This window comes from Streptomyces sp. NPDC090083, from assembly GCF_044747445.1.
Taxonomy (GTDB): domain Bacteria; phylum Actinomycetota; class Actinomycetes; order Streptomycetales; family Streptomycetaceae; genus Streptomyces.
Map to the genome: position 1 here is coordinate 391,316 of NZ_JBIVED010000007.1, position 26,055 is coordinate 417,370.

At 72.6% G+C, this 26,055-nt stretch carries 24 protein-coding genes and 1 riboswitch; of the genes, 11 read left to right on the forward strand and 13 right to left on the reverse strand.

Translation table 11 applies throughout. The annotated features are described in order from the left end of the window. Positions 1 to 8 precede the first annotated feature (8 nt). From cobI to ACIPTO_RS26140, 10 genes are all read right to left on the reverse strand, one after another. Entirely contained in the window at positions 9 to 740 is a 732-nt protein-coding gene (gene cobI / locus ACIPTO_RS26095; RefSeq protein WP_401196027.1) for a precorrin-2 C(20)-methyltransferase, read from the reverse strand. After that, complete coding sequence (locus ACIPTO_RS26100) at positions 737 to 2,083, reverse strand: cobyrinate a,c-diamide synthase (RefSeq protein ID WP_401196159.1); 1,347 nt, start codon at positions 2,081 to 2,083, stop codon at positions 737 to 739. The genes cobI and ACIPTO_RS26100 overlap by 4 nt, the downstream gene beginning before the upstream one ends. A 58-nt stretch (positions 2,084 to 2,141) precedes the next feature. Next, complete coding sequence (gene cobO, locus ACIPTO_RS26105; protein WP_366319343.1) at positions 2,142 to 2,741, reverse strand: cob(I)yrinic acid a,c-diamide adenosyltransferase; 600 nt, start codon at positions 2,739 to 2,741, stop codon at positions 2,142 to 2,144. Next, positions 2,741 to 4,771, reverse strand: coding sequence for a putative cobaltochelatase (locus tag ACIPTO_RS26110; RefSeq protein ID WP_401196030.1), 2,031 nt, complete (start codon positions 4,769 to 4,771; stop codon positions 2,741 to 2,743). The genes cobO and ACIPTO_RS26110 overlap by 1 nt, the downstream gene beginning before the upstream one ends. Then, positions 4,768 to 8,421 (reverse strand): cobaltochelatase subunit CobN, encoded by a 3,654-nt coding sequence (gene cobN, locus ACIPTO_RS26115; RefSeq protein ID WP_401196033.1) that lies wholly within the window; start codon positions 8,419 to 8,421, stop codon positions 4,768 to 4,770. Before cobN ends, ACIPTO_RS26110 begins: the two co-directional genes overlap by 4 nt. Further along, positions 8,418 to 9,929, reverse strand: coding sequence for a cobyric acid synthase (locus ACIPTO_RS26120; RefSeq protein ID WP_401196036.1), 1,512 nt, complete (start codon positions 9,927 to 9,929; stop codon positions 8,418 to 8,420). Before ACIPTO_RS26120 ends, cobN begins: the two co-directional genes overlap by 4 nt. Further along, the gene (locus tag ACIPTO_RS26125) at positions 9,926 to 10,867 is read right to left on the reverse strand and encodes a cobalamin biosynthesis protein (RefSeq protein WP_401196038.1); all 942 of its coding nucleotides are present in this window, start codon (positions 10,865 to 10,867) and stop codon (positions 9,926 to 9,928) included. Before ACIPTO_RS26125 ends, ACIPTO_RS26120 begins: the two co-directional genes overlap by 4 nt. Before the next feature lie 99 nt (positions 10,868 to 10,966). Next, a riboswitch (cobalamin riboswitch) is annotated at positions 10,967 to 11,109 on the reverse strand. 145 nt (positions 11,110 to 11,254) lie between these two features. Next, positions 11,255 to 11,476, reverse strand: coding sequence for a hypothetical protein (locus ACIPTO_RS26130; protein WP_366319333.1), 222 nt, complete (start codon positions 11,474 to 11,476; stop codon positions 11,255 to 11,257). Positions 11,477 to 11,510: 34 nt separating this feature from the next. Continuing rightward, the gene (locus ACIPTO_RS26135; RefSeq protein ID WP_401196041.1) at positions 11,511 to 12,794 is read right to left on the reverse strand and encodes an anion permease; all 1,284 of its coding nucleotides are present in this window, start codon (positions 12,792 to 12,794) and stop codon (positions 11,511 to 11,513) included. A gap of 143 nt (positions 12,795 to 12,937) precedes the next feature. After that, positions 12,938 to 13,699, reverse strand: a complete 762-nt coding sequence (locus ACIPTO_RS26140; protein ID WP_401196043.1) for a lysozyme — start codon at positions 13,697 to 13,699, stop codon at positions 12,938 to 12,940. A 204-nt stretch (positions 13,700 to 13,903) separates the two neighbouring features. Here ACIPTO_RS26140 and ACIPTO_RS26145 point away from each other — a divergent pair, with 204 nt between their 5' ends. From ACIPTO_RS26145 to ACIPTO_RS26155, 3 genes are all read left to right on the forward strand, one after another. Next, positions 13,904 to 14,653: a class II aldolase/adducin family protein gene (locus ACIPTO_RS26145; protein WP_401196046.1), complete on the forward strand. Its 750-nt coding sequence runs from the start codon at positions 13,904 to 13,906 to the stop codon at positions 14,651 to 14,653. A gap of 350 nt (positions 14,654 to 15,003) precedes the next feature. Next, the gene (locus ACIPTO_RS26150) at positions 15,004 to 16,131 is read left to right on the forward strand and encodes an alpha/beta hydrolase family protein (protein ID WP_401196048.1); all 1,128 of its coding nucleotides are present in this window, start codon (positions 15,004 to 15,006) and stop codon (positions 16,129 to 16,131) included. Positions 16,132 to 16,333: 202 nt separating this feature from the next. Next, entirely contained in the window at positions 16,334 to 17,743 is a 1,410-nt protein-coding gene (locus tag ACIPTO_RS26155) for a hypothetical protein (protein WP_366319323.1), read from the forward strand. A 6-nt stretch (positions 17,744 to 17,749) separates the two neighbouring features. On the opposite strand, the gene ACIPTO_RS26160 is transcribed toward ACIPTO_RS26155, so the two are convergent. Together ACIPTO_RS26160 and ACIPTO_RS26165 are read right to left on the reverse strand one after the other, a co-directional pair. After that, a complete protein-coding gene (locus tag ACIPTO_RS26160; protein ID WP_366319321.1) occupies positions 17,750 to 18,163 on the reverse strand; it encodes a VOC family protein in 414 nt (137 codons plus the stop codon). 134 nt (positions 18,164 to 18,297) lie between these two features. Beyond that, positions 18,298 to 19,188, reverse strand: coding sequence for a neutral zinc metallopeptidase (locus tag ACIPTO_RS26165; RefSeq protein ID WP_366319319.1), 891 nt, complete (start codon positions 19,186 to 19,188; stop codon positions 18,298 to 18,300). Between the two features lie 346 nt (positions 19,189 to 19,534). On the opposite strand from ACIPTO_RS26165, the gene ACIPTO_RS26170 reads away from it, so the two are divergent. The 3 genes from ACIPTO_RS26170 to ACIPTO_RS26180 all read left to right on the forward strand — a co-directional run bounded on the left by ACIPTO_RS26170 (position 19,535) and on the right by ACIPTO_RS26180 (position 22,644). Then, on the forward strand, positions 19,535 to 21,133 hold the full coding sequence (locus ACIPTO_RS26170) for an ABC-F family ATP-binding cassette domain-containing protein (RefSeq protein ID WP_366319317.1): 1,599 nt from the start codon (positions 19,535 to 19,537) through the stop codon (positions 21,131 to 21,133). Positions 21,134 to 21,486: 353 nt separating this feature from the next. Further along, positions 21,487 to 21,705 carry a helix-turn-helix domain-containing protein gene (locus ACIPTO_RS26175; RefSeq protein WP_019060653.1) on the forward strand — a complete coding sequence of 73 codons (219 nt, stop codon included), beginning with the start codon at positions 21,487 to 21,489 and terminating at the stop codon, positions 21,703 to 21,705. Between the two features lie 126 nt (positions 21,706 to 21,831). Continuing rightward, complete coding sequence (locus ACIPTO_RS26180) at positions 21,832 to 22,644, forward strand: enoyl-CoA hydratase/isomerase family protein (protein WP_401196052.1); 813 nt, start codon at positions 21,832 to 21,834, stop codon at positions 22,642 to 22,644. Between the two features lie 56 nt (positions 22,645 to 22,700). Here the strand turns inward: ACIPTO_RS26180 and ACIPTO_RS26185 are convergent, their stop codons facing one another. Continuing rightward, positions 22,701 to 23,540 (reverse strand): nucleopolyhedrovirus P10 family protein, encoded by an 840-nt coding sequence (locus ACIPTO_RS26185; protein WP_401196054.1) that lies wholly within the window; start codon positions 23,538 to 23,540, stop codon positions 22,701 to 22,703. A gap of 88 nt (positions 23,541 to 23,628) precedes the next feature. Here ACIPTO_RS26185 and ACIPTO_RS26190 point away from each other — a divergent pair, with 88 nt between their 5' ends. From ACIPTO_RS26190 to amaP, 5 genes are read left to right on the forward strand one after another with little or no spacing between them, the layout of a single operon-like run. After that, positions 23,629 to 24,114 carry an Asp23/Gls24 family envelope stress response protein gene (locus ACIPTO_RS26190; RefSeq protein WP_366319311.1) on the forward strand — a complete coding sequence of 162 codons (486 nt, stop codon included), beginning with the start codon at positions 23,629 to 23,631 and terminating at the stop codon, positions 24,112 to 24,114. Positions 24,115 to 24,169: 55 nt separating this feature from the next. Next, a complete protein-coding gene (locus ACIPTO_RS26195; protein WP_266767328.1) occupies positions 24,170 to 24,355 on the forward strand; it encodes a hypothetical protein in 186 nt (61 codons plus the stop codon). Next, complete coding sequence (locus tag ACIPTO_RS26200) at positions 24,352 to 24,780, forward strand: Asp23/Gls24 family envelope stress response protein (protein ID WP_401196056.1); 429 nt, start codon at positions 24,352 to 24,354, stop codon at positions 24,778 to 24,780. The genes ACIPTO_RS26195 and ACIPTO_RS26200 overlap by 4 nt, the downstream gene beginning before the upstream one ends. Continuing rightward, complete coding sequence (locus tag ACIPTO_RS26205) at positions 24,777 to 25,451, forward strand: DUF6286 domain-containing protein (protein WP_401196059.1); 675 nt, start codon at positions 24,777 to 24,779, stop codon at positions 25,449 to 25,451. Before ACIPTO_RS26200 ends, ACIPTO_RS26205 begins: the two co-directional genes overlap by 4 nt. Then, positions 25,448 to 26,035, forward strand: a complete 588-nt coding sequence (gene amaP / locus ACIPTO_RS26210; RefSeq protein ID WP_401196061.1) for an alkaline shock response membrane anchor protein AmaP — start codon at positions 25,448 to 25,450, stop codon at positions 26,033 to 26,035. The genes ACIPTO_RS26205 and amaP overlap by 4 nt, the downstream gene beginning before the upstream one ends. Positions 26,036 to 26,055 lie beyond the last annotated feature (20 nt).

Genomic DNA, 26,055 nt, shown 5'->3' on the forward strand with positions numbered 1-26,055 from the left:
CCGACCGGTCACAGTTTCCCGCCCCGCCCGCCCTCGCGCCGCGCGGGCGCGATGAGCGTCGACAGATAGGGCAGCGGCTCCCCGTCCAGTTCGGCGGCGGGCCGGATCGACTCCTCGGGCAGCCCGAGCGCCGACCCCCACACCGCGTCCCCGATCCGCCCGGTCTCGCGCAGCGCCTCGGCGACCTCCGCCGCCTGCCGCCCGAACTTGTACGCCACGACCGTCCCCGGCCCGGCCAGCGCGTCCTTCAGCACTTCCGACCCGGCGGTCACCGGCACGAGCGTCAACGGCTCGGTCCCCTCGGTGAGCACGGCCCCGGAGCGCGCGGCGAGATCCTGCATGGCGGTGATCCCGGGCACCGTCTCGACGACGACTCCCGGCACCAGCTCACCGATGGTCAGGGCGAGATAGGTGAAGGTGGAGTAGACGTTCGGGTCCCCGATGGTGGCGAACGCGACCACGCCGTGCCTTCCGAGCAACTCCGCGACCCTGGCCCCCGCGGCATCCCAGGCGGCCTCACGCCGAGCCCGGTCGGTCCGCTCGTTGAGCGCGAACACCACCCGCAGCACCTTCTCCGCGGGCACGTAGTGCAGCACGGTGGCCTCGGCCCGCCCGCGCTCCCCGGTGTCCATGACGGGGACCACGATCACATCGGCCTCCCGCAGAGCGTTGACGCCCTTGACGGTCACCAGCTCCGGATCGCCGGGACCCACCCCGACTCCGATCAGCCTGCTGCTCATGACGTCCGGCACCTCTCCACGAACCGACGGGCCACACCGGGCTCGGCCGCCCAGTGCGTGTGCAGATAACTCGCGTGCACACCCTGTTGTACGAAACCTTCGACCCGCCGCTCGGGGGTGCGGACCCCCCAGGCGGGCGCGGTCCCCGAGCCGGGCTCGACGACCGTGCGATGAAACTCGTGCCCCCGCATCCGCGTCCCCGCCACGGCCAGCACACTGTCGCTCAACGCGACGGCGTCCCGGTACCCCAGCGTCAGCCGCCCGCTCATCTCCCCGGCCGCGTCCAGCACCCCGCACATCGGCAGCCCGTCCAACTCCCGGCACAGGTACAGGAGTCCGGCGCACTCGGCGGCTACGGGCGCACCGCTCCCCGCGAGCGCTGCGACGGCCTTCCGCAACGGCTCGTTGGCGGACAACTCCGCCGCGTACACCTCGGGGAACCCGCCCCCGATGACCAACCCGCGTGTTCCGTCCGGGAGTTGCTCGTCGCGCAGCGGGTCGAACACGACGACCTCGGCACCGGCGGCGGCGAGGAGTTCGGTGTGCTCGGCGTAGGAGAAGGTGAAGGCGGGGCCGCCGGCCACGGCGACCACCTCGCGTGCCGTCGTGTCGGTGACCGGGGCCTCCCACGCCCCACCGGTCAGCGCGCCCGCGCTCCGCGCCAGCGCGAACAGGGCCTCCAGGTCGCAGCCTTCGCGCACCTGGGCCGCCATCGCCGCGACCGCCTCGACGGCCGCCGTCCGGCGCTCCGCGACCGGCACCAGCCCCAGGTGCCGGGACGGCGTCTCCACCTGCGGCGCCCGCCGCAGCACACCCAGCACCGGCACCCCGGCCGAGTCCAACGCCTCCCGCAGCAAGGCTTCGTGCCGGTCCGACGCCACCTTGTTGAGGATCACGCCCCCGACCCGCACCTCCGGGTCCCAGGACGCGAACCCGTGCACCAGCGCGGCGACGGACCGGGACTGCGAGGACGCGTCGACGACCAGCACGACGGGCGCCCGCAGCACCTTCGCCACCTGGGCCGTGGACGCCAGCTCCCCTTCCCCCGCCGCCCCGTCGTACATCCCCATCACGCCCTCGACCACGGCGAGTTCACAGCCGCGCGCGCCGTGCGCGAACAGCGGACCGAGCAACTCGGGCCCGCACAGGTACGCGTCGAGGTTCCGCCCCACCCGCCCGGTCGCGAGCGCGTGGTACCCGGGGTCGATGTAGTCCGGCCCGACCTTGTGCGGGGACACGGCGACACCCCGCTCGGTGAACGCGGCCATCAGCCCCGTGGCGACGGTGGTCTTGCCGCTGCCGGAGGACGGCGCGGCGATGACCAGCCGAGGCACGGAGGAGATCGACGAAGGCGACGACGGCGACGAGGTCGAAGGGATCGGCGGGGGCGTCACGACGGCTTCACCACTCGATACCCCGCTGACCCTTCTGCCCGGCGTCCATGGGGTGCTTCACCTTGGACATGTCGGTGACGAGATCGGCGCACTCGACGAGCTTCGCGGGCGCGTTCCGCCCGGTGATGACGACGTGCTGGGTGCCCGGCCGGTCCCGCAGCACGGAGACGACCTCGTCGACGTCGACCCACCCCCAGTGCAGGGGATAGGCGAACTCGTCCAGCACGTAGAGCCGGTAGGTCTCGGCGGCGAGATCCCGCTTGACCTGCTCCCAGCCCTCGCGGGCCTTCTCCTCGTTGTCCATCTGGGAGTCGCGCTGCACCCACGACCACCCCTCGCCCATCTTGTGCCAGTCGACGGACCCGCCCTCGCCGGACGCCCCCAGCACCCGCAGCGCGTTCTCCTCGCCGACCTTCCACTTCGCCGACTTGACGAACTGGAACACCCCGATGGGCCACCCCTGGTTCCAGGCCCGCAGCGCGAGCCCGAAGGCGGCGGTGGACTTGCCCTTCCCGACTCCCGTGTGCACGACGACAAGTGGCCGGTTCCGGCGCTGACGCGTCGTCAGACCGTCGTCCGGTACGACACTCGGCTGACCCTGCGGCACTACGCGGCCCTCCTCGAACCCGAACGCCCTTGATTCCCCTGCACATCCCGGACCAGCCCGGCGATCGAGTCGGCCCGCAGCTCGTCCAGCGTCACCGCCGTGCCCTCCAGCTCAGCGGCCAACTGCCCGGCCAGCCCCAGCCGTACGGGCCCGGACTCGCAGTCCACGACCACCGAGGCGACCCCGTCGGCCGCGAACAGCCGCGCCGCCCGCCCCGCGAGCGCGACCGGCTCGGGCCCACCGGTGGCCCGCCCGTCCGTCACCAGGACGACCAGCGCCCGCCGCGCCGGATCCCGCAACCGCTCCACCCGCAGCACGTCATGCGCCTTGAGCAGCCCGGCCGCCAGCGGCGTCCGCCCACCCGTCGGCAGCGACTCCAGCCGTACGGCGGCGGCGTCCACCGACGAGGTCGGCGGCAGCGCGACCTCCGCGGCGGACCCGCGGAAGGTCACCAGCCCCACCTTGTCCCGACGCTGATACGCGTCCAGCAGCAGCGACAGCACCGCCCCCTTCACCGCGCTCATCCGCTGCCGCGCCGCCATCGACCCGGAGGCGTCCACGACGAACAGCACGAGGTTGCCCTCGCGCCCCTCCCGCGTGGCCTGCCGCAGATCGTCCCGGCGCACCACCAGACCGCGCCCGGCCCGGCCGCGCGCCACCTGGTGCGGCGCGGCGGCCTGCACGGTCGCCGCCAGATGCAGCTTGGTGAGCGCCCCCCGGGGCCGCCTGGCCCCGGTGGTCCGCCCGTGCTCGGTCCGCGCCCGCGACCGCCGGCCGGCCGCGCCCTCGCCGATCCCCGGCACGCTCAGCACCTTGGTGCGGAACGGCTCGGAGGCGCGTACGGGCTGCTGCTCACCGGCACCGGAAGGCTGCGGCTCCCCGCCCTCACCGGCCTCGGGCCGCGCGCCCGTGTCATCGCCCCGGGGCCCGTCGGAGTCCGGCCCGGGCGGCTGCTGACCGCCGCCACCGGGACCGTCGGGACCGCCGTCCGGGTCCGGATCGTCACCCTCGGGCTCCTGCTCCGCGAACTCCTCCAGCGTCTCGTCGAGCTTGTTCTCGTCAAGTCCCGGCGCGTCGAAGGGATTCCGCCGCCGCCGGTGCGGCAGCGCGAGCAGCGCGGCCTGCCGGACGTCCTCGGCCAGCACGTCCGTGCGCCCGGCCCACGCGGCCAGGGCGGTCGCCGTACGGGCCATCACGATGTCCGCGCGCATGCCGTCGACCTCGAAGGCGGCACAGGTCGCCGCGATCTGCCGCAGCGCCCCGTCGCCCAGCCGCACGGACGGCAACAGGGCACGCGCCGCCACGATCCGCGCCCGCACCGAGGACTCCTCGTCCGCCCAGCGGGCCGCGAAACCCTCCGGATCGTCGTCGTAGGCCAGCCTGCGGCGCACCACCTCGACCCGCTGGTCGGGTTCCCGGGAGGCGGCCACCTCCACGGTCAGGCCGAACCGGTCGAGCAACTGCGGGCGCAGCTCGCCCTCTTCGGGGTTCATGGTGCCCACGAGCAGGAAACGCGCGGCGTGCCGGACGGAGACACCCTCGCGCTCCACGTACGACGCGCCCATCGCCGCCGCGTCCAGCAGCAGGTCGACGAGGTGGTCGTGGAGGAGGTTGACCTCGTCGACGTAGAGGATGCCCCGGTGCGCGTCGGCCAGCAGGCCCGGCTCGAAGGCCTTGACGCCCTCCGCGAGGGCCCGCTCGATGTCGAGCGCGCCGACGAGCCGGTCCTCGGAGGCGCCGACCGGCAACTCGACCATGCGCGCCGGGCGTCCGGCCCCGGGCCCGGTCTCGTGCGGCCCGTCCGGGCAGGCCGGGTCGGGCGCGGCGGGGTCGCAGGAGAAACGGCAGCCGGGCACGACGGCGACCTCGGGCAGCAGTGCCGAAAGGGCGCGTACCGCCGTCGACTTGGCGGTGCCCTTCTCGCCGCGCACCAGCACACCGCCGACCGCCGGCGACACGGCGTTCAGCAGCAGCGCGAGCCGCAGGTCGTCCTGGCCGACAACGGCCGTGAACGGAAAGGGGGTGGTCACTGGTCGTCGCCCTCCAGGTCGCCTTCGAGCTCCAGGTAGGTGGCCCGCAGTCGTTCCAGCGTGTCCGCGTCCGGCTCGGCCCACAGTCCGCGCTCGGCCGCTTCGAGCAGCCGCTCGGTGATCCCGCGCAGCGCCCACGGGTTGGACTTCTTCATGAAGTCCTGGTTCTCCGGGTCGAAGACGTACTCCGCGCTGAGCTTCTCGTACATCCAGTCGTCGACGACCCCGGCCGTCGCGTCGTAGCCGAAGAGGTAGTCGACGGTCGCCGCCATCTCGAAGGCGCCCTTGTAGCCGTGGCGCCGCATCGCCGCCATCCAGCGGGGGTTGACCACGCGGGCGCGGAAGACGCGGTGAGTCTCCTCGCCCAGCGTGCGGGTCCTGACCTGGTCGGGGGTGGCGGAGTCGCCGACGTACGCCTCGGGGGAGGCGCCGGTCAGGTGGCGGACCATGGCGACCATGCCGCCGTGGTACTGGAAGTAGTCGTCGGCGTCGACGAGGTCGTGCTCACGGGTGTCGACGTTCTTCGCCGCCACCGCGATCCGCCGGAACGCCGTCTCCATGTCCCCGCGCGCCGCCCGCCCGTCCAGGCCGCGCCCGTACGCGTAACCGCCCCACACCGCGTACACCTCGGCGAGGTCGGCGTCGCTGCGCCAGTTGCGCGCGTCGATCAACGGCAGCAGGCCCGCACCGTACGCGCCCGGCTTGGAGCCGAAGATACGGGCCGTGGCGCGCCGCCGGTCGCCGTGCTCGGCGGTGTCCTCGTCGGCGTGCTTGCGGACGTAGTTGGACTCCGGCGGCTCCGCCAGCTCGGCCACCGCGCGGACCGCGTCGTCGATCAGCCCGACGACGTGCGGGAACGCGTCCCGGAAGAAGCCGGAGATCCGCACGGTGACGTCGATGCGCGGGCGGCCCAGCTCCGTGACGGGCACGATCTCGAAACCGGTGACCCGGCGCGAGGCGTCGTCCCAGACGGGACGGCAGCCCAGCAGCGCGAGGATCTCGGCGATGTCGTCGCCCTGGGTGCGCATCGCGGACGTGCCCCACACCGTGAGGCCGACCGACTTCGGGAACTCGCCCGTGTCCTGGAGATAGCGCTGCACGAGGGAGTCGGCCAGGGACTGCCCGACCTCCCAACTCAGCCTGGACGGGATGGCCTTGGGGTCGACGGAGTAGAAGTTCCGTCCGGTCGGCAGGACGTTGACCAGACCGCGGGTCGGGGAGCCCGAGGGGCCGGCCGGGACGTAACCGCCGTCCAGGGCGTGCAGGATGTGGTCGATCTCGTCGGTGGTGCGGGCGAGCCGCGGCACGACCTCCACGCACGCGAACTCCAACACCGCCACGGCGTCCGGGAGTTCGGTGCCGATCACCTCGCGGACCAGGGCCGGCACGGTCGTGACCTCCCACTCCTGGGACTCCATGCCCTCGGCGAACCGGCGGCACAGCTGCTCCAGCAGGTCGACCGCGTCGGCGGCCGACCGGGCGGGCCCGTCGACCAGCTCGGTCAGCTCCACCGGCACCTTCACGGGCGCGCCCGGCTCGGCCAGCAACTCCTTCTCGACCAGGCCGAAGTGCTCCGCCAGCGCGGCCCGCAGCCCCGGCAGCGCGTTGGCCTGCCCGCCCCACACCTGCGAGGCGCGCAGCACGGCCAGCACGAGGTTCACCCGCGCCTCGCCGACCGGGCCGCCGCCCAGGATGTGCAGCCCGTCGCGGATCTGCACGTCCTTGATCTCGCACAGATAGCCGTCGATGTGCATCACGAACTCGTCGAACGCCGCGTCGTCCGGCTGGTCGTCGACATGCAGGTCGTGGTGCAGCTCGGCCGCCTTCACCAGCGTCCAGATCTGCGCCCGCACGGCCGGTGCCTTCGTCGGGTCCAGATCGGACACCAGGGCGTACTCGTCGAGGAGTTGCTCCAGCTTCGCCAGGTCGCCGTAGGTGTCGGCACGCGCCATCGGCGGCACGAGGTGGTCGACGACCGTCGCGTGACCGCGCCGCTTGGCCTGTGTGCCCTCGCCGGGGTCGTTGACGATGAACGGGTAGACCAGGGGGAGTTCGCCGAGCACCGCGTCCGGCGCACAGCCGCTGCTGAGCCCAAGTCCCTTGCCGGGCAGCCATTCCATCGTGCCGTGCTTGCCCATGTGGACGACCGCGTCGGCGCCGAAGCTGTTGTCCAGCCAGCGGTACGCGGCCATGTAGTGGTGCGACGGCGGCATGTCGGGGTCGTGGTAGATCGCGATCGGGTTCTCCCCGAAGCCGCGCGGCGGCTGGATCATCACGACCACGTTCCCGAACTGCAGGGACGCGAGCACGATGTCGTCGCCGTCGACGTAGAGGCTGCCGGGCGGCTCGCCCCACGCGTCCACCATGCCCTGCTTGAGATCCGGTTCGAGCGTGTCGAACCAGGCCCGGTAGTCGGCGAGCGGCACCCGGGCGGGCGCGGCGGCCAGCTGCTCCTCGGTGAGCCATTCGACGTCGTGGCCACCGGCGTTGATGAGCCGGTGGATCAACTCGTCGCCGTTGTCCGGATGTTCGTCGACCCGGTACCCGGCGTCCCGCAGCGCGTCCAGCACCCGCACCGCGGAGGCGGGCGTGTCCAGGCCGACCGCGTTGCCGACGCGCGAGTGCTTCGTCGGGTACGCGGTGAACACGAGCGCGAGCTTCTTCTCGGCGTTCGGCTTGTGCTTCAACCGCGCGTGCCGGACGGCGATCCCGGCGACCCGCGCGGCCCGCTCGGGGTCGGCGACGTAGACCGGGACGTCGTCCGGGCCCTGCTCCTTGAAGGAGAACGGGACGGTGATGAGGCGGCCGTCGAACTCCGGGATCGCGACCTGCATCGCCGCGTCCATGGGGGACAGGGCGGCATCCGACGCGTCCCAGGCTGCCCTGGACGACGTCAGGCAGAGTCCCTGCAGGACCGGGACGTCGAGGTCGGCCAGCGCGCCGATGTCCCAGGCCTCCTCGTCGCCGCCGGCCGAGGCCTGCGAGGCGTGGGTGCCGCCGGAGGCGAGGACGGTGGCGACCAGGGCGTCCGCCGTGCCGAGGATCTCGTACAGGCCGGAGTCGGCGCCGCGCAGCGAACCGCAGTACACGGCAAGGGCGTTGGCGCCCTTCGCCTCGATCTGCTCGCAGAGGGTGTCCACGAACGCGGTGTTGCCGGAGAGGTGGTGCGCCCGGTAGAAGAGCACGCCGACCGTCGGACGGCCCGCGACGAGAGCGCGCTCGCCGTGGACCCCGAACTCGGCCGTTTTCCTGGGCTCTTCGAAGCCCTCGCCGGTGAGCAGCACGGTGTCCGAGAGGAACCGGGCCAGCTCGGTGAGGTTGTCGGGACCGCCTTCGACGAGATAGCGCAGCGCCTCGGCGACCACACCGGCCGGCACCGACGACTCGGCCATCAACTCCGCGTCGGGCACGGACTCCCCGCCCAGCAGCACGGTCGGGATGCCCGAGGCCCTGAGCGCGGCGAGCCCGTCCTCCCAGGCACGCTTGCCGCCGAGCAGTCGTACGACGGCGATGTCCGCACCCGAGACCAGGGTGGGGAGGTCCTCCGCCGCGTCCACCCGGGACGGGTTGCCGATCCGGTACCCGGCGCCGGAGGCGCGGGCCGCCAGCAGATCCGTGTCGGCGGTCGACAACAACAACACTGTGCTCATGCGGGCGCTCCCGGTGGAATGAAAGGCAGTCCTTGCGGCGCGCCGGACTCGATGAGTCGCCAGAGCGCGTCCGTGTCCGCGTGCTGTTCGATGAGGTCGCCGAGCCGGTCGAGCTGCTCCTCGCGCAGCGCGGCGAACGAGGTGTCGGGCGCCGGCACGAACCGGCGGCCCGCGGCGGTGGCCACCTCGCGCAGGAACGCCCGCCGGAAGCCGTCCGACTCCAGCGAACCGTGCCAGTGGGTGCCCCAGGTCTGACCGACCCGGCAGCCGTCCAAGAAGGCCTCGCCGCCGGTCAGTCGGGCCACACCGTGATGGATCTCGTACCCCTCGACCGGCTCGCCGAGGGCTTCGCCCACGGGCCGGGTGAGGGTCTTCTCGCGCGCGAACCGCACACGCACGGGGAGCACGCCGAGTCCGTCGACCGCCCCCTGCCGGCTCTCGACCTCGTCGTCGATGTGCTCGCCGAGGATCTGGAAGCCGCCGCAGACGCCCAGGATCGGCCGCTGCTCGGCGGCCCGGCGGACGAGGGCGTCCGCAAGGCCCCGCTCCCGCAGCCACTCCAGCGCCTTCACCGTGCCCCGGGTGCCGGGGATCACGACGAGGTCCGCGTCGGCCAGCTCCTCCGGCCGGTCCACGAACCGCACCACGACGCCCGGTTCGGCGGCCAGCGCGTCCACGTCGGTGAAGTTGGACATCAGGGGGATCGCGCAGACGGCGACCCGCAGCACGTCCTCGCCGACCGGCGGCGCGGTGCTCGACTCGCGCACGGTGCCGCGCAGCGAGATCCGCAGCCCGTCCTCCTCGTCGATCCCGAGCCCGTGACGGAACGGCAGCACGCCGTACGTCCGCCGCCCGGTGAGGCCGAGCAGCATCTCCAGCCCCGGCTCCAGCAGCGACACATCACCCCGGAACTTGTTCACGAGGAACCCGGCGACGAACGCCTGGTCCTCGGGGCTCAGCAGCGCGACGGTCCCGAAGAAGGAGGCGAAGACACCCCCGCGGTCGATGTCGCCGACGACGAGCACGGGCAGCCGCGCGTTGCGTGCGATGCCCATGTTCACGATGTCGGTCCGCCGCAGATTGATCTCCGCGGGCGAACCGGCTCCCTCACAGATCACCGCGTCATACGTGCCCCGCAACTCGGCGAGACAGTCCAACACCGTGCCGAGCAGGGCCTCTTGACGTCCGCCGTGATAGCCGCGCGCACTCATCTCGCCCACCGGCCTGCCCATCAGGACCACTTGACTGCTGCGGTCGCTGCCGGGCTTGAGGAGCACCGGGTTCATCAGCGCGGTCGGCTCGATCCGGCACGCCTGCGCCTGCATGGCCTGGGCCCGCCCGATCTCGGCGCCCTCGCGCGTCACGAACGAGTTGAGCGACATGTTCTGCGCCTTGAACGGCGCGACCTTCACACCCTGCCGCACCAGCCACCGGCAGATCCCGGCGGTGACGACGCTCTTGCCCGCGTCCGAGGTGGTCCCGGCGACCAGCAGCCCGCCACCGCTCATGAGGCACGTCCCTTCAGCAGCAGCCGCCCGGCGGCACTGACCCCGAGCGCGAGCAGCCCGACGCGCCGGGACAGCCGTACCGCCCGATCGATGTCCGGTACGGCGACGGGGCGTCCGGCGCCGTTGAGCACGGGCCGGTGCTCGACCCGGCCGCCGTAGGAGAGCGTGCCGCCGAGCCGTACGCCGAGGGCGCCCGCGAAAGAGGCCTCCACCGGACCGGCGTTGGGGCTCGGGTGCTTGCGGGCGTCGGTGCGCCAGGCGCGGGCGGCGCCGCGCGGGTCGCCGCCCGCGACGGTCGCGAGGGCGGCGGTGAGACGGGCGCCGGGCCAGCCGGCCACGTCGTCGAGACGGGCCGAGGCCCACCCGTAGCGGCGGTACCGCGCCGACTTGTGGCCGACCATCGCGTCCAGCGTGTTCACGGCGCGGAAGCCGAGCAGGCCCGGGACGCCCGCGATGCCGCCCCAGACCAGGGCGCCGACGACCGCGTCGGAGGTGTTCTCGGCCACGGACTCCACGACGGCCCGGGCGATCCCGTCCGCGTCGAGGGCCTGCGGGTCCCGTCCGCAGAGGTGGGGGAGCCGCGCCCGGGCGGCCTCGATGTCCCCGGCCTCCAGCGCGCGCCCGACGACCCCGGCCTCGCGCGCGAGCGAGGTCCCGCCGACGACGGCCCAGGTGGCGGCCGCGGTGAGCGCGACGGAAGCCGTACGAGAGGGGCGCAGGGCCGCGGTGGCAGCGGTGGCGAGGGCGACGGTGCCGCCCACGCACACGGCGGTGTGCAGGGCGCCCCAGCCCCGGTGGTCGCGCCACAGCAGGTGTTCCACGGCGCCGGCGGCACGGCCGAACGCGGCGACCGGATGCCCGCGGCGGGGATCGCCGAGCAGGTGGTCGCCGAGGAGGCCGGCGGCGGCGCCGTACGCGAAGACGCGATCGGCACGCACCCGCTCAGCCGATCGCCGGATCGGGCACTGCGCTGGTGGTGGACCTCGAACGACAGCCGAGCATGGCGGTATGTCCTCACTCAGGGTGTCCACGCCCTGGTTCGACGAGACCGGCGGTGAGAGTTCCTGGCTCCCGGGGGTGTCTACCCCGGTGACAGTGGCGGGACCGCGCCGGATTCACACCGGCTTCCTCTTCTGCCGCCGTACATGGCCTTGGCAGTCCACCATGCTGCCGGAACGGCCGTCAACTTGCTGTTGACCTGCGGGGACGGAGTGTGCTGATGCCCACACGCGAGGGGGCGTTCACATGATTGGCGGGGCACGCGGACGTGGGGTGCGGGACGGCGATCCGTCCCGCACCCCACGCGCGTGTCGACCGGCGGCCGGTCAGGCCACGATGAGATAGATCCCGTACGCCACCGCCGCCGCGCAGGCCGCGAAGCAGGCGTAGGCGCCGGTCAGGGCGAGCGGCGCGGAGCCGCCCTGGGCGGTGGCCCGTTCGCGGCGGGAGAGGGCGGTGATGCCGAGGGTGAAGACGGCCACGAGGGCCACGGTGGTCACGAGGCTGACGCCGAAGACGGAGCCGAGGGCTGCCCAGTCGATGTCCATGCTGATTCGTTCCTTCGTACCGGGGGACGCGGGCTCAGACGGCGGCGGCCGGCGGGGTCGCCGAGGTGGCCGGAGTCGGCGGGGTCATCGGGGTCATCGGGTCGGACGTGGCGACGACGGGCGGCGAGGGGATCGTCGCCGTGAGGCCTTCGGAGAGGGCGACCGCCGGGGGCGGGGTCACGGCCGCGATGGCGGTGGTGATCACGCCGGCCGGCTCGTCGGTCTCGTTGACGTTCGAGGCGTCGACGACCTGGCGGCGCGAGAGCGCCCAGATACCGGCGCTGGAGGCGACCAGGAAGACGGCCACCAGCGCGGTGCCCCAGTCCCCGAGGTCGGTCACGGACTCGGCGAGCGCGCCGACCAGCGCGGCGGCCGGCAGCGTGAGGCCCCAGGCGACGAACATCCGGGTCGCGGTCGACCAGCGGACGACACCGCCCTTGCGGCCGAGGCCCGCGCCCATCACCGAACCGGAGACGGCGTGCGTGGTGGAGAGGGAGAAGCCGATGTGCGAGGAGGCCAGGATGACCGCGGCGGCACTGGTCTGGGCGGCGAAGCCCTGCTGCGGCCGGAGGTCGGTGAGGCCCTTGCCCATCGTGCGGATGATGCGCCAGCCGCCGATGTACGTGCCCATCGCGATGGCGAGGCCCGCGGAGAGGATGACCCAGGTGGGCGGGTCCGAGTCGGGGGCGATCGAACCGCCGGCGATCAGGGCCAGCGTGATGATGCCCATCGTCTTCTGCGCGTCGTTCGTGCCGTGGGCCAGCGAGACCAGTCCGGCGGAGGCGATCTGGCCGACGCGGAAGCCCTTGTCGGCGGCCTTGCCGCCTTCGTCGCGGCTCAGGGCGTAGGAGAAGCGGGTGGCGAGCAGGGCGGCGACGCCTGCGACGACCGGCGCGGCGAGCGCGGGCAGCAGCACCTTGGTGACCAGGACGTCACCGTGGACCGCGCCGGTCCCGGCGGAGGCGATGGTCGCGCCGATCAGCCCGCCCATCAGGGCGTGCGAGGAACTGGACGGCAGCCCGACGAGCCAGGTCACCAGGTTCCAGAGGATCGCGCCGACCAGGGCGGCGAAGATGACCTCGGGCCGGATTCCGCTCTCGTCGACGAGTCCCTTGGAGATCGTGTTGGCGACCTCCACGGAGAGGAAGGCGCCCACCAGGTTGAGGGTGGCCGACATGGCCACCGCGACCTTGGGCTTGAGTGCACCGGTCGAGATGGTGGTGGCCATCGCATTGGCGGTGTCGTGAAAACCGTTCGTAAAATCGAACGCGAGTGCGGTGATGACCACAATCGCGAGGATCAGCGAGAAGTTTTCCATTTACCCAGACAATCGTTCGAGGTCATCGGCGCGTTGACCGTAGGCAACCTGAATGAACGGAAGATGAACTGAGGGGATATCCGTGGTGTCCGGATGCTCAGTGAATTGCCTGGTGGTCGCTCGGTGGTGGCTACGGGCGGCGCTCAGTGGCCGCGGGCGAACTTCCGCAGTTGGGCCATCGTCCCGTTGAAGAGATTCTGGTCACCCGGGAGGCCGCCGCTGTTGGCGTACTGCCAGAAGGTCCAGTACGACCATCCGGCGGGCAGCGCCCCCGCGTCCGCCGAGCCGTGGCGGGCGATCCAGAGCGGGTGCGTCGAGGCGAAGGCGCCGCTGTCGCCCGTGCAGGTCCTCCACCACTGGGTGGTCGTGTAGATCACCGGTCGGCGGCCGGTCCGCCGGTTCACCTCGGCGCTGAAGGCCTTGATCCAGTTGACCGTGCCGGTCTTGCTCAGGCCGTAGCAGGGGTGCTTCTTGTCGTACGGGTTCGTCTCGATGTCCAGCGCCGGGGGCAGCGTCCAGCCGTCCGCCTTCCAGCCGCCGCCGTGCGCCACGAAGTACGCGGCCTGGCTCGTGCCGGACGACTTGTTCGGCAGGGCGAAGTGGTAGGCGCCGCGGATGATGCCGGCGTTGCGGGCGCCGTCGTACTGCTGGCTGAAGTACGGGTTGCGGTACGTGGTCGACTCGGTCGCCTTGACGTAGGCGAAGGTCGCGCCTTTCGCCTTCGCGTTCGACCAGTTGACGGTCTTCTGGTGGGAGGAGACGTCGTGGCCCTTGGGGGAGCCGGCGGCGGAGACCGGGGTGGTGGTGACGGCGGTGAGCGTGGTGACCAGGGCCGCGGCGGTGAGGGTGGCGGCGAGGAGGCGGGTGTGGGGGCGGGTGGGGTTCGGTGCGTGGTGGCGGGCCATGTTTCCCTTGGGTGGTGGTGTGGACGGCGGCTCTCCCAGCGGGTGTTGGGGGATCCGTCGCTGCTGGTGGGTTGCTGACCGGTTGCCGGTCGGGCGGCCGGCGTGGGCGGTTTATGCCTATATGTATCTTTCGGATCTATGGCTTCCGGCCTAAAGTGCCTTCGCTCGAACGTGGGTTGGGATACCGGCTGAGAGGATCAGGGGATGGCTGAGCGACGGGTGGATCAGCGGGGTGGGCGGAGTGCCCGTGAGGGGACGGGGAGCACGGTGAGCGGCGGGAGTTCGGGGGAGGCGCAACGCAGGAGTGTGCGTGCCGAGGAGGCGGACGCCTGGGGCGCGCTCGTCGCGACCGCTCGCCGGACCGTCACCGACGGGCTGGTCGTCGGCACCTCCGGGAACGTCTCCGTGCGCGTCGGCGACACCGTTCTTGTCACCCCGTCAGGTGTGCCCTACGACCGGTTGACGCCCGCCGACGCGGTCGGCGTGGACCTCGACGGCCGACAGGTGCTGGGCACGATGCTCCCGACGAGCGAACTGCCCATGCACCTCGCCGTCTACCGCCGTACCGGCGCCCAGGCGGTCGTCCACACCCACGCCGTCCACGCGACGGCCGTCTCGACCCTCGTCCCCGAACTCCCCTCCGTCCACTACATGTCCGGCGCCCTCGGCGGCCCGGTCCGGGTCGCCCCGTACGCGACCTACGGCACGGAGCAACTGGCCGAGAACATGCTCCACGCCCTCACCGGCCGCTCCGCCTGCCTCCTCCAGAACCACGGCACGATCGCCTACGGCGGCTCCCTGGACCAGGCGTTCGACCGCACGGCCCAGTTGGAGTGGATGTGCCGGCTGTGGCTCACGGCGTCATCGGTACCGGGCCTGTCGCCTTCGCTGCTGACGGGGGAACAGGTGGCCGAGGCGGGGGAGAGGTTGAGGGGGTACGGGCAGCCGGGGTGAGGGCGAGGGCGAGGACGCGGGGGCGGTGAGTGGGTGAGGCCGACCGGTGGTGCCGGGCTGCCGGTGTGCCGGGCTGCTGATGGTGCCGGTGTGCCGGGCCGCTGGTGTGCCGGTGCCGGTGCCGGTGCCGGGGGCGGCGGGTGGGTGCGCGGCGAGGCCTGATGGAGGCGTCTGCGGCCGGCTTCCTTCCGGGGTGCCCACCGGCGGTGGCGAGCCGCCTCCCGCGGCCCGCGTGACCCGCGCGGCCCGGTGACCCGCCTCCGCCCGGCCCACCCCCGAAACACCCGCCCCCACCCACCCCGGAACCCCTCCCGCTGGCCCCCGCCCCCGTCCCCCACGACACTGGATCCGTGCGCACAGTCAAAGCGACGGCCGCAGCCGTCTCCGTGGCCCTCGCGGCCGGTGTCGCCGGTGTCGTCGCCGGGCGGTACGCCAGTGACGCCGCGCTGAAGGCGTCGCCCGGGCGCCCGCTGCCGACCGAACCCCGGCTCACGGTGCACTCCACCGCCGCCGGCCAGATCGCCCTCACCCGGGATCTCGCCTCGCTCCGCCCGGGCACGTACGGTCTGGCGGGCGACGGCTCCCACGCGGTCGTCGGACCCGTGGTGGAGAGCGCCTCCACCTCCGCCGACGCCGTCGTGCGTCGCCTCGAACGCGTCACCCACGGCACCCTCCACCCGGGCGACAAGGTGTGGCTCACCCCGAACGTCCACATCGGCAATCCGAGCGCCGCCCTCGGCCTGGACCACGCCGACATCGACATCCCCGGCGAGCTCGGCTCCCTGCCCGCCTGGTTCGTGCCCGGGGCACGCGGCACCTGGGTGATCGCCGTGCACGGGCTGGCCGCCACCCGCGAACTCTCCATGAACCTGATGGAGTTCCTGCACCGCAACCGCTTCCCGGTCCTCGCCCTCGCCTACCGGGGCGACCTCGGCGCACCCCGCAACCCCGACGGCCTGGGCCACCTCGGCGAGACCGAGTGGCGCGACCTGGACGCGGCGATCCGCTACGCCGTCCGCTACGGCGCCGAGCACGTCGTCCTGTACGGCTGGTCCACCGGCGCCACCATGGCCCTGCGCGCCGCCGCCCACTCCGCGCTGCGCGAGCGCGTCTCCGGCCTGGTGCTGGACTCCCCGGTGCTGGACTGGGAGACGACGCTGCGCGCCCTCGCCACCGCCCGGCACACCCCGGGCGCGCTGCTGCCGCTGGCGGTCCGCGCCGCCCAGGGCCGCACCGGTCTGCACGGCGAGCGCATCGCCGAGGCCGCGGACCCGGCCCGGCTGGATGTCCCGACCTTGATCTTCCACGGCCCCGACGACACCGTGGCCCCCTGGTCCCTCTCCCGCCGCTTCGCCGCGCAGCGCCCCGACCTGATCACCCTCCAGCCGGTCGCGCACGCCCCGCACAGCGCGATGTGGAACGCCGACCCGGCCGGCTACGAGGAGATCCTGCGCCGCTTCCTCACCCCGCTCATGTGATCCTCCGGCCCGTACCGGACGCCCCCCTTCACCACCCCGGACTTCCACCCTCTCCACCCCCCGCCGGCCTTCCGTTTAGCCCTGTACCACTGGCCTGATCGCGGTCCCCGGTACCCCGCGACACCCCGTCCCTTGGCCATCCCCGTCGCCCGCCGTGACATTCCGTTTGGGTTTTCGGACCGTCAACCGGAAGACTGCACCCGTGACGTCCCGTATCCCGCGCGACTCCAGGCTTCGACTCGTCCGCCCGCGACCCCTGGCCGCCGCCCCTCGAGCGATGAACCAGCGGCGCTCGCGCCGCCCCGCACCCCGCCCTCCGGAGGGCACACCGGCCCCCGCGGAACTGGCCAGAATGGCACGCTCCGGCCTGGCCGGAGCCGCCCGCGTCGCCCACTGGGCCGACGCCGCACTACGCCCCGGCCGTGACAGCGCGAGCCCCGACGGCAAGGGCACCCTCTCCGACGCGACCGCCGAACGGGCGGCCGCCGAACTGGGCCTGACCCCGGCTCAGGTCCGCGCCGACTGGGACACCGCCCGCCTCGCCGGACTCGTCGAGGTGCACGGCGACACCGCCCGCCCCGGCTGGCGGCTGCGCGCCTGGGACCGCGACGACAGCGCCGTACTGCGCGGCTGGGTCGCCCTCTTCGACGCCTGGTCGCTCGCCCACCCCGAACCCCGGGAGCACGAGCCCTCAGCCGTCGCCGAGGTCGTCTCGGCCATGCCTCAGGTGCTCTCCTTCCTCCAGCTGTCCGCCGGACCCGTCCCCGTCGAACAGCTCCTCGACCTCCTCGGCCAACGGGTCACCGAACTCCGCACCGAGCGCTGCGAGATCCCCTACGGCCCCCAGCCCGAGCCCGTCCCGCAGCCACCGGCCGCCGACGCGCCACTGGACCCGCTCGACCCGCTCCTCGACTGGGCCCTGCACGCCCTCGCCTCCGTCGGCGCCCTCACCTACGGCGACGCCCAGGCCACCCTCACCCCGCTCGGCAGCTGGGCGGTATGGGTCAAGCTGGAGCAGATCTGCGTGGCCGCGCAGAGCCCCGCCGGGAACATCGAGCAGTCCGCCGAGGACATGCTCCGCGGCTGCTCCCAGCTCCGCCCGAACGCCGCCCGCGCCGAGTACCGCGCCTGGCTCGCCGCCCGCACCGTGGGCAGCGCGGTCGGCGAGCTGATCGCCGCCGCCCGCGGCGAGGACGCCCTGCTGCGCGGCCTCGCCTTCGAGGCGCTGCGGGTCGTCGGCGCCCCCGCCGAGCCCGACGTCCGCTCCGTCGCCGACGAGGCGACGCTGCGGCCGTACGCCCTGCTGTGGCTCGCGGAGCACGACGGGATCGACCCGGAGGACGCCCACGAGGTGCTCACCCGTGCCGAGGCCACCTGGCTGTGGGTCGACACGGCCGCCGCGGTCGCCGACCACGGGGAGGCCCCGCTGCTGGTGCGCCACCTGGAGTCCGCGATCCAGCCGACGGTGCCCATGCTCCTCGACGAGGTGCGCGCCGTGGGTCATCCCCGCACCGTGCAGGTCCTCGTCGCGCTCGCCGCCGCCCACCCCGACCCGGCACTCGCCAAGGCCGTACGCCGGGCGGCCTTCCAGGTGCACACGGGAGGCAGCTAGTCGCGGTCAGGTCCCCGTGTCCGGAGCGTAGGTACCGAAGCTCCAGATGTTGCCCTCGGCGTCCCGGGCCATGTAGTCTCGGGAGCCGTACTCCTGGTCCGTCGGGGGCATCAGGATCTCCGCGCCGTGCTCCACGGCCCGCCGGTGATGGGCGTCGACGTCGTCCACGACGATGTACACCCCGGCGGGACCCGCGCTCTTCATCGCCTCGTCGAAGCGGCCGCCGCGGCCCTTGGAACCGAGCATCACCGCGCCGTTCCCCTGCACCAGCTCCGCGTGCATCACCGAGCCGTCCTCGCCCTCGTACACCGCGAGTTCGGTGAAACCGAAGGCCTCGGTGAGCTGCCGGATCGCCGCCTTCGCGTCCGTGTACAGCAGCGACGGGTAGATGCTGGGACGCCCGCTGTCCTTGCCTGTCATGCCGATCACTTCCCTGTGCGTCGGGTGTTCGTCGTCCGTCGGGTGTTTTCCGCTGTTCTGAACCCTTTCGACGAGTCTTGCACCCGCCACTGACAACGACCTCGCGAACCGTGCGGCGGGACCGGCGACCGGCGTCAGCGGAAGGTGTTGCACTGGGCCATGTCGCCGGTCCGGTAGCCCGTGTAGAACCACTGCTGCCGCTGCGCCGCCGACCCGTGCGTCCAGCTCTCCGGCGTCACCCGGCCCTGGAACCGCTCCTGGATCCGGTCGTCGCCCACGGCCGCCGCCGCGTCCAGCCCGTCCCGGATGTCGGCGTCCGTGAGGCTGGTGATCAACGGCCGCCCGGTCGACTCGTCCTTCGTGGTGGTCGCGTGATGCGCCCACACCCCGGCGTAGCAGTCCGCCTGGAGCTCCACCTTCACCGCGTTGCTGTTCGCACCGGTCCGGCCGTCCTGCGACCTGCCGAGCGTGCCCATCAGGTCCTGGACGTGGTGCCCGTACTCGTGGGCCACGACGTACGCCTGCGCGAACGGCCCGCCGCTGGAGCCGAACTTCGTCCGCAGCTCGTCGAAGAACCCCAGGTCCAGATAGACCTTCCGGTCGCCGGGGCAGTAGAACGGCCCCACCGCCGAGGTCGCCGTCCCGCACGCCGTGGCGACCCGGCCGCTGAAGAAGACCGTGGGCGACCGCGTGTACGTGCCGTTGCGCCGCCGGAACTCCTGCGCCCAGAAGTCCTGCACGCTGTTGACCACCGCCACGATGCGGCAGTCCTCCTTGGTGTTCGCGTCCTGCCCGGTCCGGCAGGCCGACTGCACCTGGGCCAGCGAGGACGCCGTCGCCGCAGGTGAGTCGCCGCCCGACGACAACCCCAGGTTGTCGGGACCGACACCGAAGAAGAGCCCGAGCAGCAGCGCGATCAGCCCCGCGAGGCCACCGCCCACGGTCGCCCGGCCACCGGGAATCCGGCTGCCGCGCACGTCCTGCACCTCGGAGGTGTCCAGATTCGCGTCGTCGTCGAACTGCATGGCGTCATCCTCGCCCGCCGCTCCCGGCGGGGCGCCGGACGAGGGGCCGAACGGGGGACGGCCACCGACCCCGCACGCACGCGCGTGCCGTACGTCACGACGCACGCCCCTTCCTGGCACCCGCCCCGGCACCCGGCACCCGGCAGGACCGCGCAGCTCACCGCCGTGCACGACCCGTACCGGATCACCCCGGGCCGCCCGCCCCGCGGTGACGACCCACCGCGCACCGGAAAAGCCCTTGCACGGCCCCGTTAGACTTGGCCCATGGCCATTCTCCTCGCGCATTAGACGGCGGGAACGTCCTCAGCCGCCCCTTCCGCCTACGACCCCGCTCTGGAGTCTGTCCGTGATCTCCGCCTCCGGTATCGAGCTGCGCGCCGGTGCCCGCGTCCTCATCGAGTCCGCCACCTTCCGTGTCGCCAAGGGCGACCGCATCGGCCTGGTCGGGCGCAACGGCGCCGGCAAGACCACCCTGACCAAGGTCCTGGCCGGCGAGGGCCAGCCCGCCGGCGGCACCGTCACCCGCTCCGGCGAGGTCGGCTACCTCCCGCAGGACCCCCGCACCGGCGACCTGGACGTGCTCGCCAGGGACCGCATCCTCTCGGCGCGCGGCCTGGACGTCCTGATCCGCAAGATGCGCGAGAACGAACAGCGCATCGCCAACGGCAGCGGCGCCACCCGCGACAAGGCCATGCGGCAGTACGAGCGCCAGGAGACGGAGTTCCTCACCAAGGGCGGCTACTCCGCCGAGGCCGAGGCCGCCACCATCGCCGCCGCGCTGAACCTCCCGGACCGTGTCCTCGGTCAGCCGCTCCACACGCTCTCCGGCGGTCAGCGCCGCCGTATCGAGCTGGCGCGCATCCTGTTCTCGGACGCCGACACGCTGCTCCTCGACGAGCCCACGAACCACCTCGACGCCGACTCGATCGTCTGGCTGCGCGACTACCTGAAGACGTACCGCGGCGGCTTCATCGTGATCTCCCACGACACCGACCTGGTCGAGACGGTCGTCAACAAGGTGTTCTATCTGGACGCCAACCGCTCTCAGATCGACTACTACAACATGGGCTGGAAGCTCTACCAGCAGCAGCGCGAGGCCGACGAGAAGCGCCGCAAGCGCGAGCGGCAGAACGCCGAGAAGAAGGCCGCCGCCCTGCACTCGCAGGCCGACAAGATGCGCGCCAAGGCCACCAAGACGGTCGCCGCGCAGAACATGGCCAAGCGCGCCGACCGCCTGCTCGCAGGGCTGGACGCGGTGCGTGTCTCCGACAAGGTCGCCAAGCTGCGCTTCCCGGAGCCCTCGCCGTGCGGCAAGACCCCGCTCATGGCGGAGGGCCTGTCGAAGTCGTACGGCTCCCTGGAGATCTTCACCGACGTCGACCTGGCCATCGACAAGGGTTCACGCGTCGTCATCCTCGGGTTGAACGGCGCCGGCAAGACGACCCTCCTGAAGCTCCTCGGCGGTGCCGAGAAGCCCGACACCGGAGAGGTCATCGAGGGCCACGGCCTCAAGCTCGGCTACTACGCGCAGGAGCACGAGACCCTGGACCCGGAGCGCACGGTCCTGGAGAACATGCGCTCCGCCGCCCCCGACCTGGACCTGGTCGAGGTCCGCAAGACCCTCGGCTCGTTCCTGTTCTCCGGGGACGACGTCGACAAGCCGGCCGGGGTCCTCTCCGGCGGCGAGAAGACCCGCCTCGCGCTCGCCACGCTCGTCGTGTCGTCCGCGAACGTCCTCCTCCTGGATGAGCCGACGAACAACCTGGACCCCGCGAGCCGCGAGGAGATCCTCGGCGCGCTGCGGACCTACAAGGGCGCCGTCGTTCTCGTCACCCACGACGAGGGCGCCGTCGAGGCTCTCCAGCCCGAGCGCATCATCCTGCTGCCGGACGGTGTCGAGGACCTGTGGGGTGCGGATTACGCGGATCTCGTCGCGCTCGCCTGAGGGCCGGTGCGGCTTGACCGAATGCTTGATCCACGGCGTATGGATCATTCGGCCTACCGTTGATCCACCATCTGTGTGAGGTCTCCTCGTACCGTGGTGTGTCGTACATCGATTTCCCGGCCGAGCCCTTTATCGACAAGGGCTCGGCCGTTCCGCGTCTCTGACCAGGCACTTCGCGAAACAACTCGTTCGGCCGTACGGACAACGCCCTAGGGAATTCCATATTCCGTATGTGGGGACGCGCTCCTGTCGTCAAAACCTTGTCTTACGGACCTTGCCGAATGGGTGGCCATGAACGCTTGGAGGGGTGATCATGAGGAGACCAAGAGCGCACTTCCCATGAGGAGGCACGGGTGGCCGAGACTCTGAAGAAGGGCAGCCGGGTAACCGGCGCCGCGCGCGACAAGCTCGCGGCAGACCTGAAGAAGAAGTACGACTCCGGTGCGAGCATCCGGGCGCTGGCCGAGGAGACCGGCCGCTCGTATGGCTTCGTCCATCGGATGCTCAGCGAGTCGGGCGTCACGCTCCGTGGGCGTGGCGGGGCGACCCGGGGCAAGAAGGCTTCGGCCTGACCTGCCTGATCCCGGGCGGCCCATCGGTTTCGATGGTGGCCACCCGGTCGGACGACTGACCGGCCGGGTGGTTACTGTGCAGTCACTTAGCTCTGCTCTGCTGACCGCACACATCGGAGGCACCCCATGGCTTCGCCCGAACAGGACGACAAGGACCTCGGTCCCGTACTCGACAAGGACGGCGTACGGCTCACCGTCGACGACGCGATCGCCACGGTGACCCTGACCAACCCGGCCAAGCGCAACGCCCAGAGTCCCGCTCTGTGGCGGGCGTTGGCGGAGGCCGGACGGTCGCTGCCGGGCACCGTCCGTGTCGTGGTGCTGCGCGCCGAGGGCAAGTCCTTCTCGGCCGGACTGGACCGGCAGGCGTTCACGCCCGAGGGCTTCGACGGCGAACCGTCGTTCATCGACCTCGCGCGCAGCGACGACGCCGTGCTCGACGGGACCATCGCCGAGTACCAGGAAGGCTTCACCTGGTGGCGGCGCAGCGACATCGTGTCCGTCGCTGCCGTCCAGGGGCATGCCATCGGCGCCGGATTCCAGCTCGCCCTCGCCTGTGACCTGCGCGTCGTCGCCGACGACGTGCAGTTCGCCATGCGCGAGACCAGCCTCGGCCTGGTACCCGACCTGACCGGCACACACCCCCTGGTGGGCCTCGTCGGCTACGCCCGCGCGCTCGAGATCTGCGCGACCGGCCGCTCCGTCCTCGCCGCGGAGGCCGTCAGCAGCGGCCTCGCGAACATCGCCGTCCCCGCCGACCAGCTGGAGGACGCCGTACACGACCTGACGACCGCGCTGCTGGCCGCCCCGCGCGACGCCGTCATCGAGACCAAGGCGCTCCTCCAGGGCGTCCAGGGCCGCGCCTACGACGACCAGCGCGCCGCCGAGCGGGCCGCGCAGGCACGCCGCCTGCGGGACCTGGCAGGCGTCGGCGAGTAACCCCGCCGGTTCACCCCCAGGACCGCCGGTCCACCGTGCCGCCCACCCACCCGCCGTCAGTCCACCTTGGTGACCAGTACGGCCACGGTCGGGTGGGCCGGCAGTGCCGCGCCGACCGCCGCGCGGACCTCCCGGGCCACGTCCACGGCCCGGCGGTCCGCGCGCACCGCGAGTTCCACACGCGCGTGCGGACGCGGCAGCGCCCCCTCACCCGCGACCTCCGTGATGTGCACCGCCCGGCCGAGGCCACCCAGCGCACCGGTCAGCCGGACCACGCCAGGGACGGCCAGGGCAGCCGCGGCGACCTGGGACACGGGGCCGCTGTCATCCGTACCGTCCACACGGTCAACGTCATCAACCTGGTCAATGTCGGCGGCAGGATCGTGATCCACATCGTCCACACGGCCCGGAGCGTCCACTCGGTCCGCCTCGTCCATACGGCTGACGCCGTCAGCGCCGTCAACCTCGTCGACGGCACCAATGTCGTCCATGTCGTCCATATGGTCCAGCAGCACCGTCGCCTGTAGATCGACCTCCGCCACCACCAGCCCGAGCCGCTCCGCCGAGGCCGTCGCCAGCGCCGTACGCAGGCGGGAGGCCGCTTCCGGCAGGGGTTCCGTCGCCACCGCCGCGAAGTCGGCCGTGATCCGCAGCGGGCCGGGCGGCAGGGCACCCGGCGGAGGCGGTACGGCGGGTTCCCGCGTGTCCTCGGGATCGGCGAGGGCGATCCGCAGTGTGCCCAGCCGTACGCCCCGCATCCCCTCCACGGCGCCCCGCAGCACCGTCTCGGCCGCCCGCTCGGCGATCCACGCGCCGTCCCGCCGGTCACCCAGGGGCAGCAGCCTGCCGAGCCGGAGTTGATGCCGTACCGCTCGCGTCCACGCGTCCGCCGTCATGCCCTCAGCCTGCCGCATGTCCAGCGCGGGACCGAGCAACCGGAACTACCGTGGTCGAAGGGACGACGACCGAAAGGGATGTACGGCGATGACCGACATGACGGAGCGGAACCGGACACAGGACCCCGACGGCGATCGGGAGTCCCCGCAGATGCGCAAACCCCCCACCAAGCGCGGCGGCGGCGCCCCCGCGTCCAGGGGACGGACCACGATCGCCGACGGCGTCGTGGAGAAGATCGCCGGGCTCGCCGCCCGGGACGTCCTCGGCGTCCACGCCATGGGCAGCGGACTGTCCCGCACCTTCGGAGCCGTGCGCGACCGGGTGCCCGGCGGCTCGAAATCGGTGTCCCGGGGTGTGAAGGCCGAGGTCGGCGAGGTGCAGACCGCGCTCGACCTGGAGATCGTCGTCGACTACGGCGTGTCGATCGCGGACGTCGCCCGGGCCGTGCGGGAGAACGTCATCGCGGCCGTGGAGCGGATGACCGGCCTTGAGGTCGTCGAGGTCAACATCGCGGTCAGCGACGTGAAGCTGCCGGACGAGGAGGACGACGAACCGGAGCCCAGGCTCCAGTGACCGGACCGGCGAACGAGTCAACGAGCGGGCCGACGAACGAGTTGAGGAGCGCAGGATGAGCAGGGCCGTGGTCGGCATGATCGCCGGAATGGCACTGGGCTTCGCCGGATACTTCGGCGGGTTCGGGGCGTTCCTGCTGGTGGCGGCCCTGGGCGCCATCGGGTACGTCGTCGGCCGGTTCCTGGAGGGGGACCTGGAACTCGGCGACTTCTTCCGCTCGCGTGACGACCGGCGGCGATGACTCCCGTGAGCGGCGGGGACAGCGCCGTCGACGAACGCGGCGGACCGGCGGCGGTCATCGCGCCCGGCGAGCGGGGCGCCACCCGGATCGCCGACCGGGTCGTGGCGAAGATCGCCGCGCAGGCCGCGCGCGAGGCGGTCGGACCGCTGCCCCCGGAGGCCGCGCCGCCGCACGCCACCGTGGTCGTACTCTCCCGCTCCCAACCTCGTTCGAGCGGAGGGACGCCCGTCGACGCGGTACGCGTGCGCGTGCACCTCGAACTCGGCTATCCGTGCGATATCGGCGACCGCTGTACTCGGGTGCGTCGACAGGTGGTTCAGCGGGTACGCGCGTTGGTGGGCATGGAGGTGCCCGAGGTCGCCGTCCATGTGGAACGGCTGCATCCGGCACACGCGCACGGCGTGGCGCAGGGGAGGACGCGATGAGCGAGCCCCAGGGCTCCGAAGGCACGACCCAACGACTACCGGTCATCGAGAAGGACACCGACCCCGGACACGGCGGGTACGCCGCCCCGTCCGACGACGACGTCCCGGTCGTCCATGACGGCGACGGCAAGGGCGGCCGCTTCTGGTCGGCGCGCCGCGTCCCCGCGGCCGTCGTCGCCGTCCTGCTGCTCGCCGGCGCGGGCGTCCTGCTCTACGACGTCGCCGCCGTCCGCGCCGAGCGGCCCGCGATGCACTGGCGCCGCGTACTGGCCCGGCAGCTCGCCGAACGGCCCCTGGACGACACCTGGGTCCTCGTGGGCGCCGGTGTCGCCGCCGCCCTCGGCCTGCTGCTGATCGTGCTCGCGCTCACCCCCGGACTGCGGCAGGTGCTGCCGATGCGCCGCACCCACGCCGACGTCCGGGCCGGTCTGCAGCGCGCCGCCGCCGCGATGGTGCTGCGCGACCGGGCCATGGAGGTCTCGGGCGTGCAGTCGGTGCGCGTCCGCACGAGCCGGACGAAGGCCGACGTCCGCGCGGTGTCGCATTTCCGTGAACTCGACGACGTACGGGCCGACTTGGACGCCGTGCTCGGCGACGCGATCACCGGGCTCGGACTCGCCCGGCCGCCCGCGCTGTCGGTGCGCGTCGGCCGTTCCGGACGGAAGGGATGAGGCCGGTGCTCAGGATCGTCAACCGCGTGCTGATCGGTGTCGTGGGCCTCGTACTCCTCGTGTTCGGCGGCTCCGTCCTGGCCGTCGGCCTCGGCGCGAAACCGCCCTCCTGGTGGATCTACGACGGACGTCACGACGTCCTGCTGAGCGCCGCGCGGCGCACCCGCTGGCGGGGCGACGGCTGGTGGTGGCCCACGGTCCTCGCCGTGCTCGCCGTCCTCGTCCTGCTGGCCCTGTGGTGGCTCGTCGCGGTGCTGCGGAGGCGTCGGCTCACCGAGGTCGCCGTCCGCACCGGCGACGGTGAGGGCGCGCTGCTCCGGGGCCGGGCCCTGGAGGGCGTCCTCGCGGGTGACGCGGGCGACCTGGAGGGCGTGGCCCACGCGCACGTGCGGCTCGCCGGGACCCGCACGGCCCCCGAGGCCCGCGTCCAGCTCAGCCTGGAGCCGCACGTGGACCCCGGAGTCGCCCTCGACCACCTGACGGCCAACGCCCTCTCCCACGCGCGCGAGTCGGCGGGTCTGGAGACGCTGCCGACGGAGGTCCGCCTGACGGGCGTCAAGCACCGCGCGGAAAGGGTGAGTTGAGGGGGGCGAGTTGAAGGGTG

Coding starts and splice junctions, on each gene's coding strand:
- cobI (WP_401196027.1), bottom strand. CDS start 740: ATGAGCAGCAGGCTGATCGGAGTCGGGGTGGGTCCCGGCGATCCGGAG.
- cobN (WP_401196033.1), bottom strand. CDS start 8,421: ATGAGCACAGTGTTGTTGTTGTCGACCGCCGACACGGATCTGCTGGCG.
- ACIPTO_RS26120 (WP_401196036.1), bottom strand. CDS start 9,929: ATGAGCGGTGGCGGGCTGCTGGTCGCCGGGACCACCTCGGACGCGGGC.
- ACIPTO_RS26130 (WP_366319333.1), bottom strand. CDS start 11,476: ATGGACATCGACTGGGCAGCCCTCGGCTCCGTCTTCGGCGTCAGCCTC.
- ACIPTO_RS26135 (WP_401196041.1), bottom strand. CDS start 12,794: ATGGAAAACTTCTCGCTGATCCTCGCGATTGTGGTCATCACCGCACTC.
- ACIPTO_RS26140 (WP_401196043.1), bottom strand. CDS start 13,699: ATGGCCCGCCACCACGCACCGAACCCCACCCGCCCCCACACCCGCCTC.
- ACIPTO_RS26145 (WP_401196046.1), top strand. CDS start 13,904: ATGGCTGAGCGACGGGTGGATCAGCGGGGTGGGCGGAGTGCCCGTGAG.
- ACIPTO_RS26160 (WP_366319321.1), bottom strand. CDS start 18,163: ATGACAGGCAAGGACAGCGGGCGTCCCAGCATCTACCCGTCGCTGCTG.
- ACIPTO_RS26165 (WP_366319319.1), bottom strand. CDS start 19,188: ATGCAGTTCGACGACGACGCGAATCTGGACACCTCCGAGGTGCAGGAC.
- ACIPTO_RS26180 (WP_401196052.1), top strand. CDS start 21,832: ATGGCTTCGCCCGAACAGGACGACAAGGACCTCGGTCCCGTACTCGAC.
- ACIPTO_RS26185 (WP_401196054.1), bottom strand. CDS start 23,540: ATGACGGCGGACGCGTGGACGCGAGCGGTACGGCATCAACTCCGGCTC.
- ACIPTO_RS26190 (WP_366319311.1), top strand. CDS start 23,629: ATGACCGACATGACGGAGCGGAACCGGACACAGGACCCCGACGGCGAT.
- ACIPTO_RS26195 (WP_266767328.1), top strand. CDS start 24,170: ATGAGCAGGGCCGTGGTCGGCATGATCGCCGGAATGGCACTGGGCTTC.
- ACIPTO_RS26200 (WP_401196056.1), top strand. CDS start 24,352: ATGACTCCCGTGAGCGGCGGGGACAGCGCCGTCGACGAACGCGGCGGA.
- ACIPTO_RS26205 (WP_401196059.1), top strand. CDS start 24,777: ATGAGCGAGCCCCAGGGCTCCGAAGGCACGACCCAACGACTACCGGTC.
- amaP (WP_401196061.1), top strand. CDS start 25,448: ATGAGGCCGGTGCTCAGGATCGTCAACCGCGTGCTGATCGGTGTCGTG.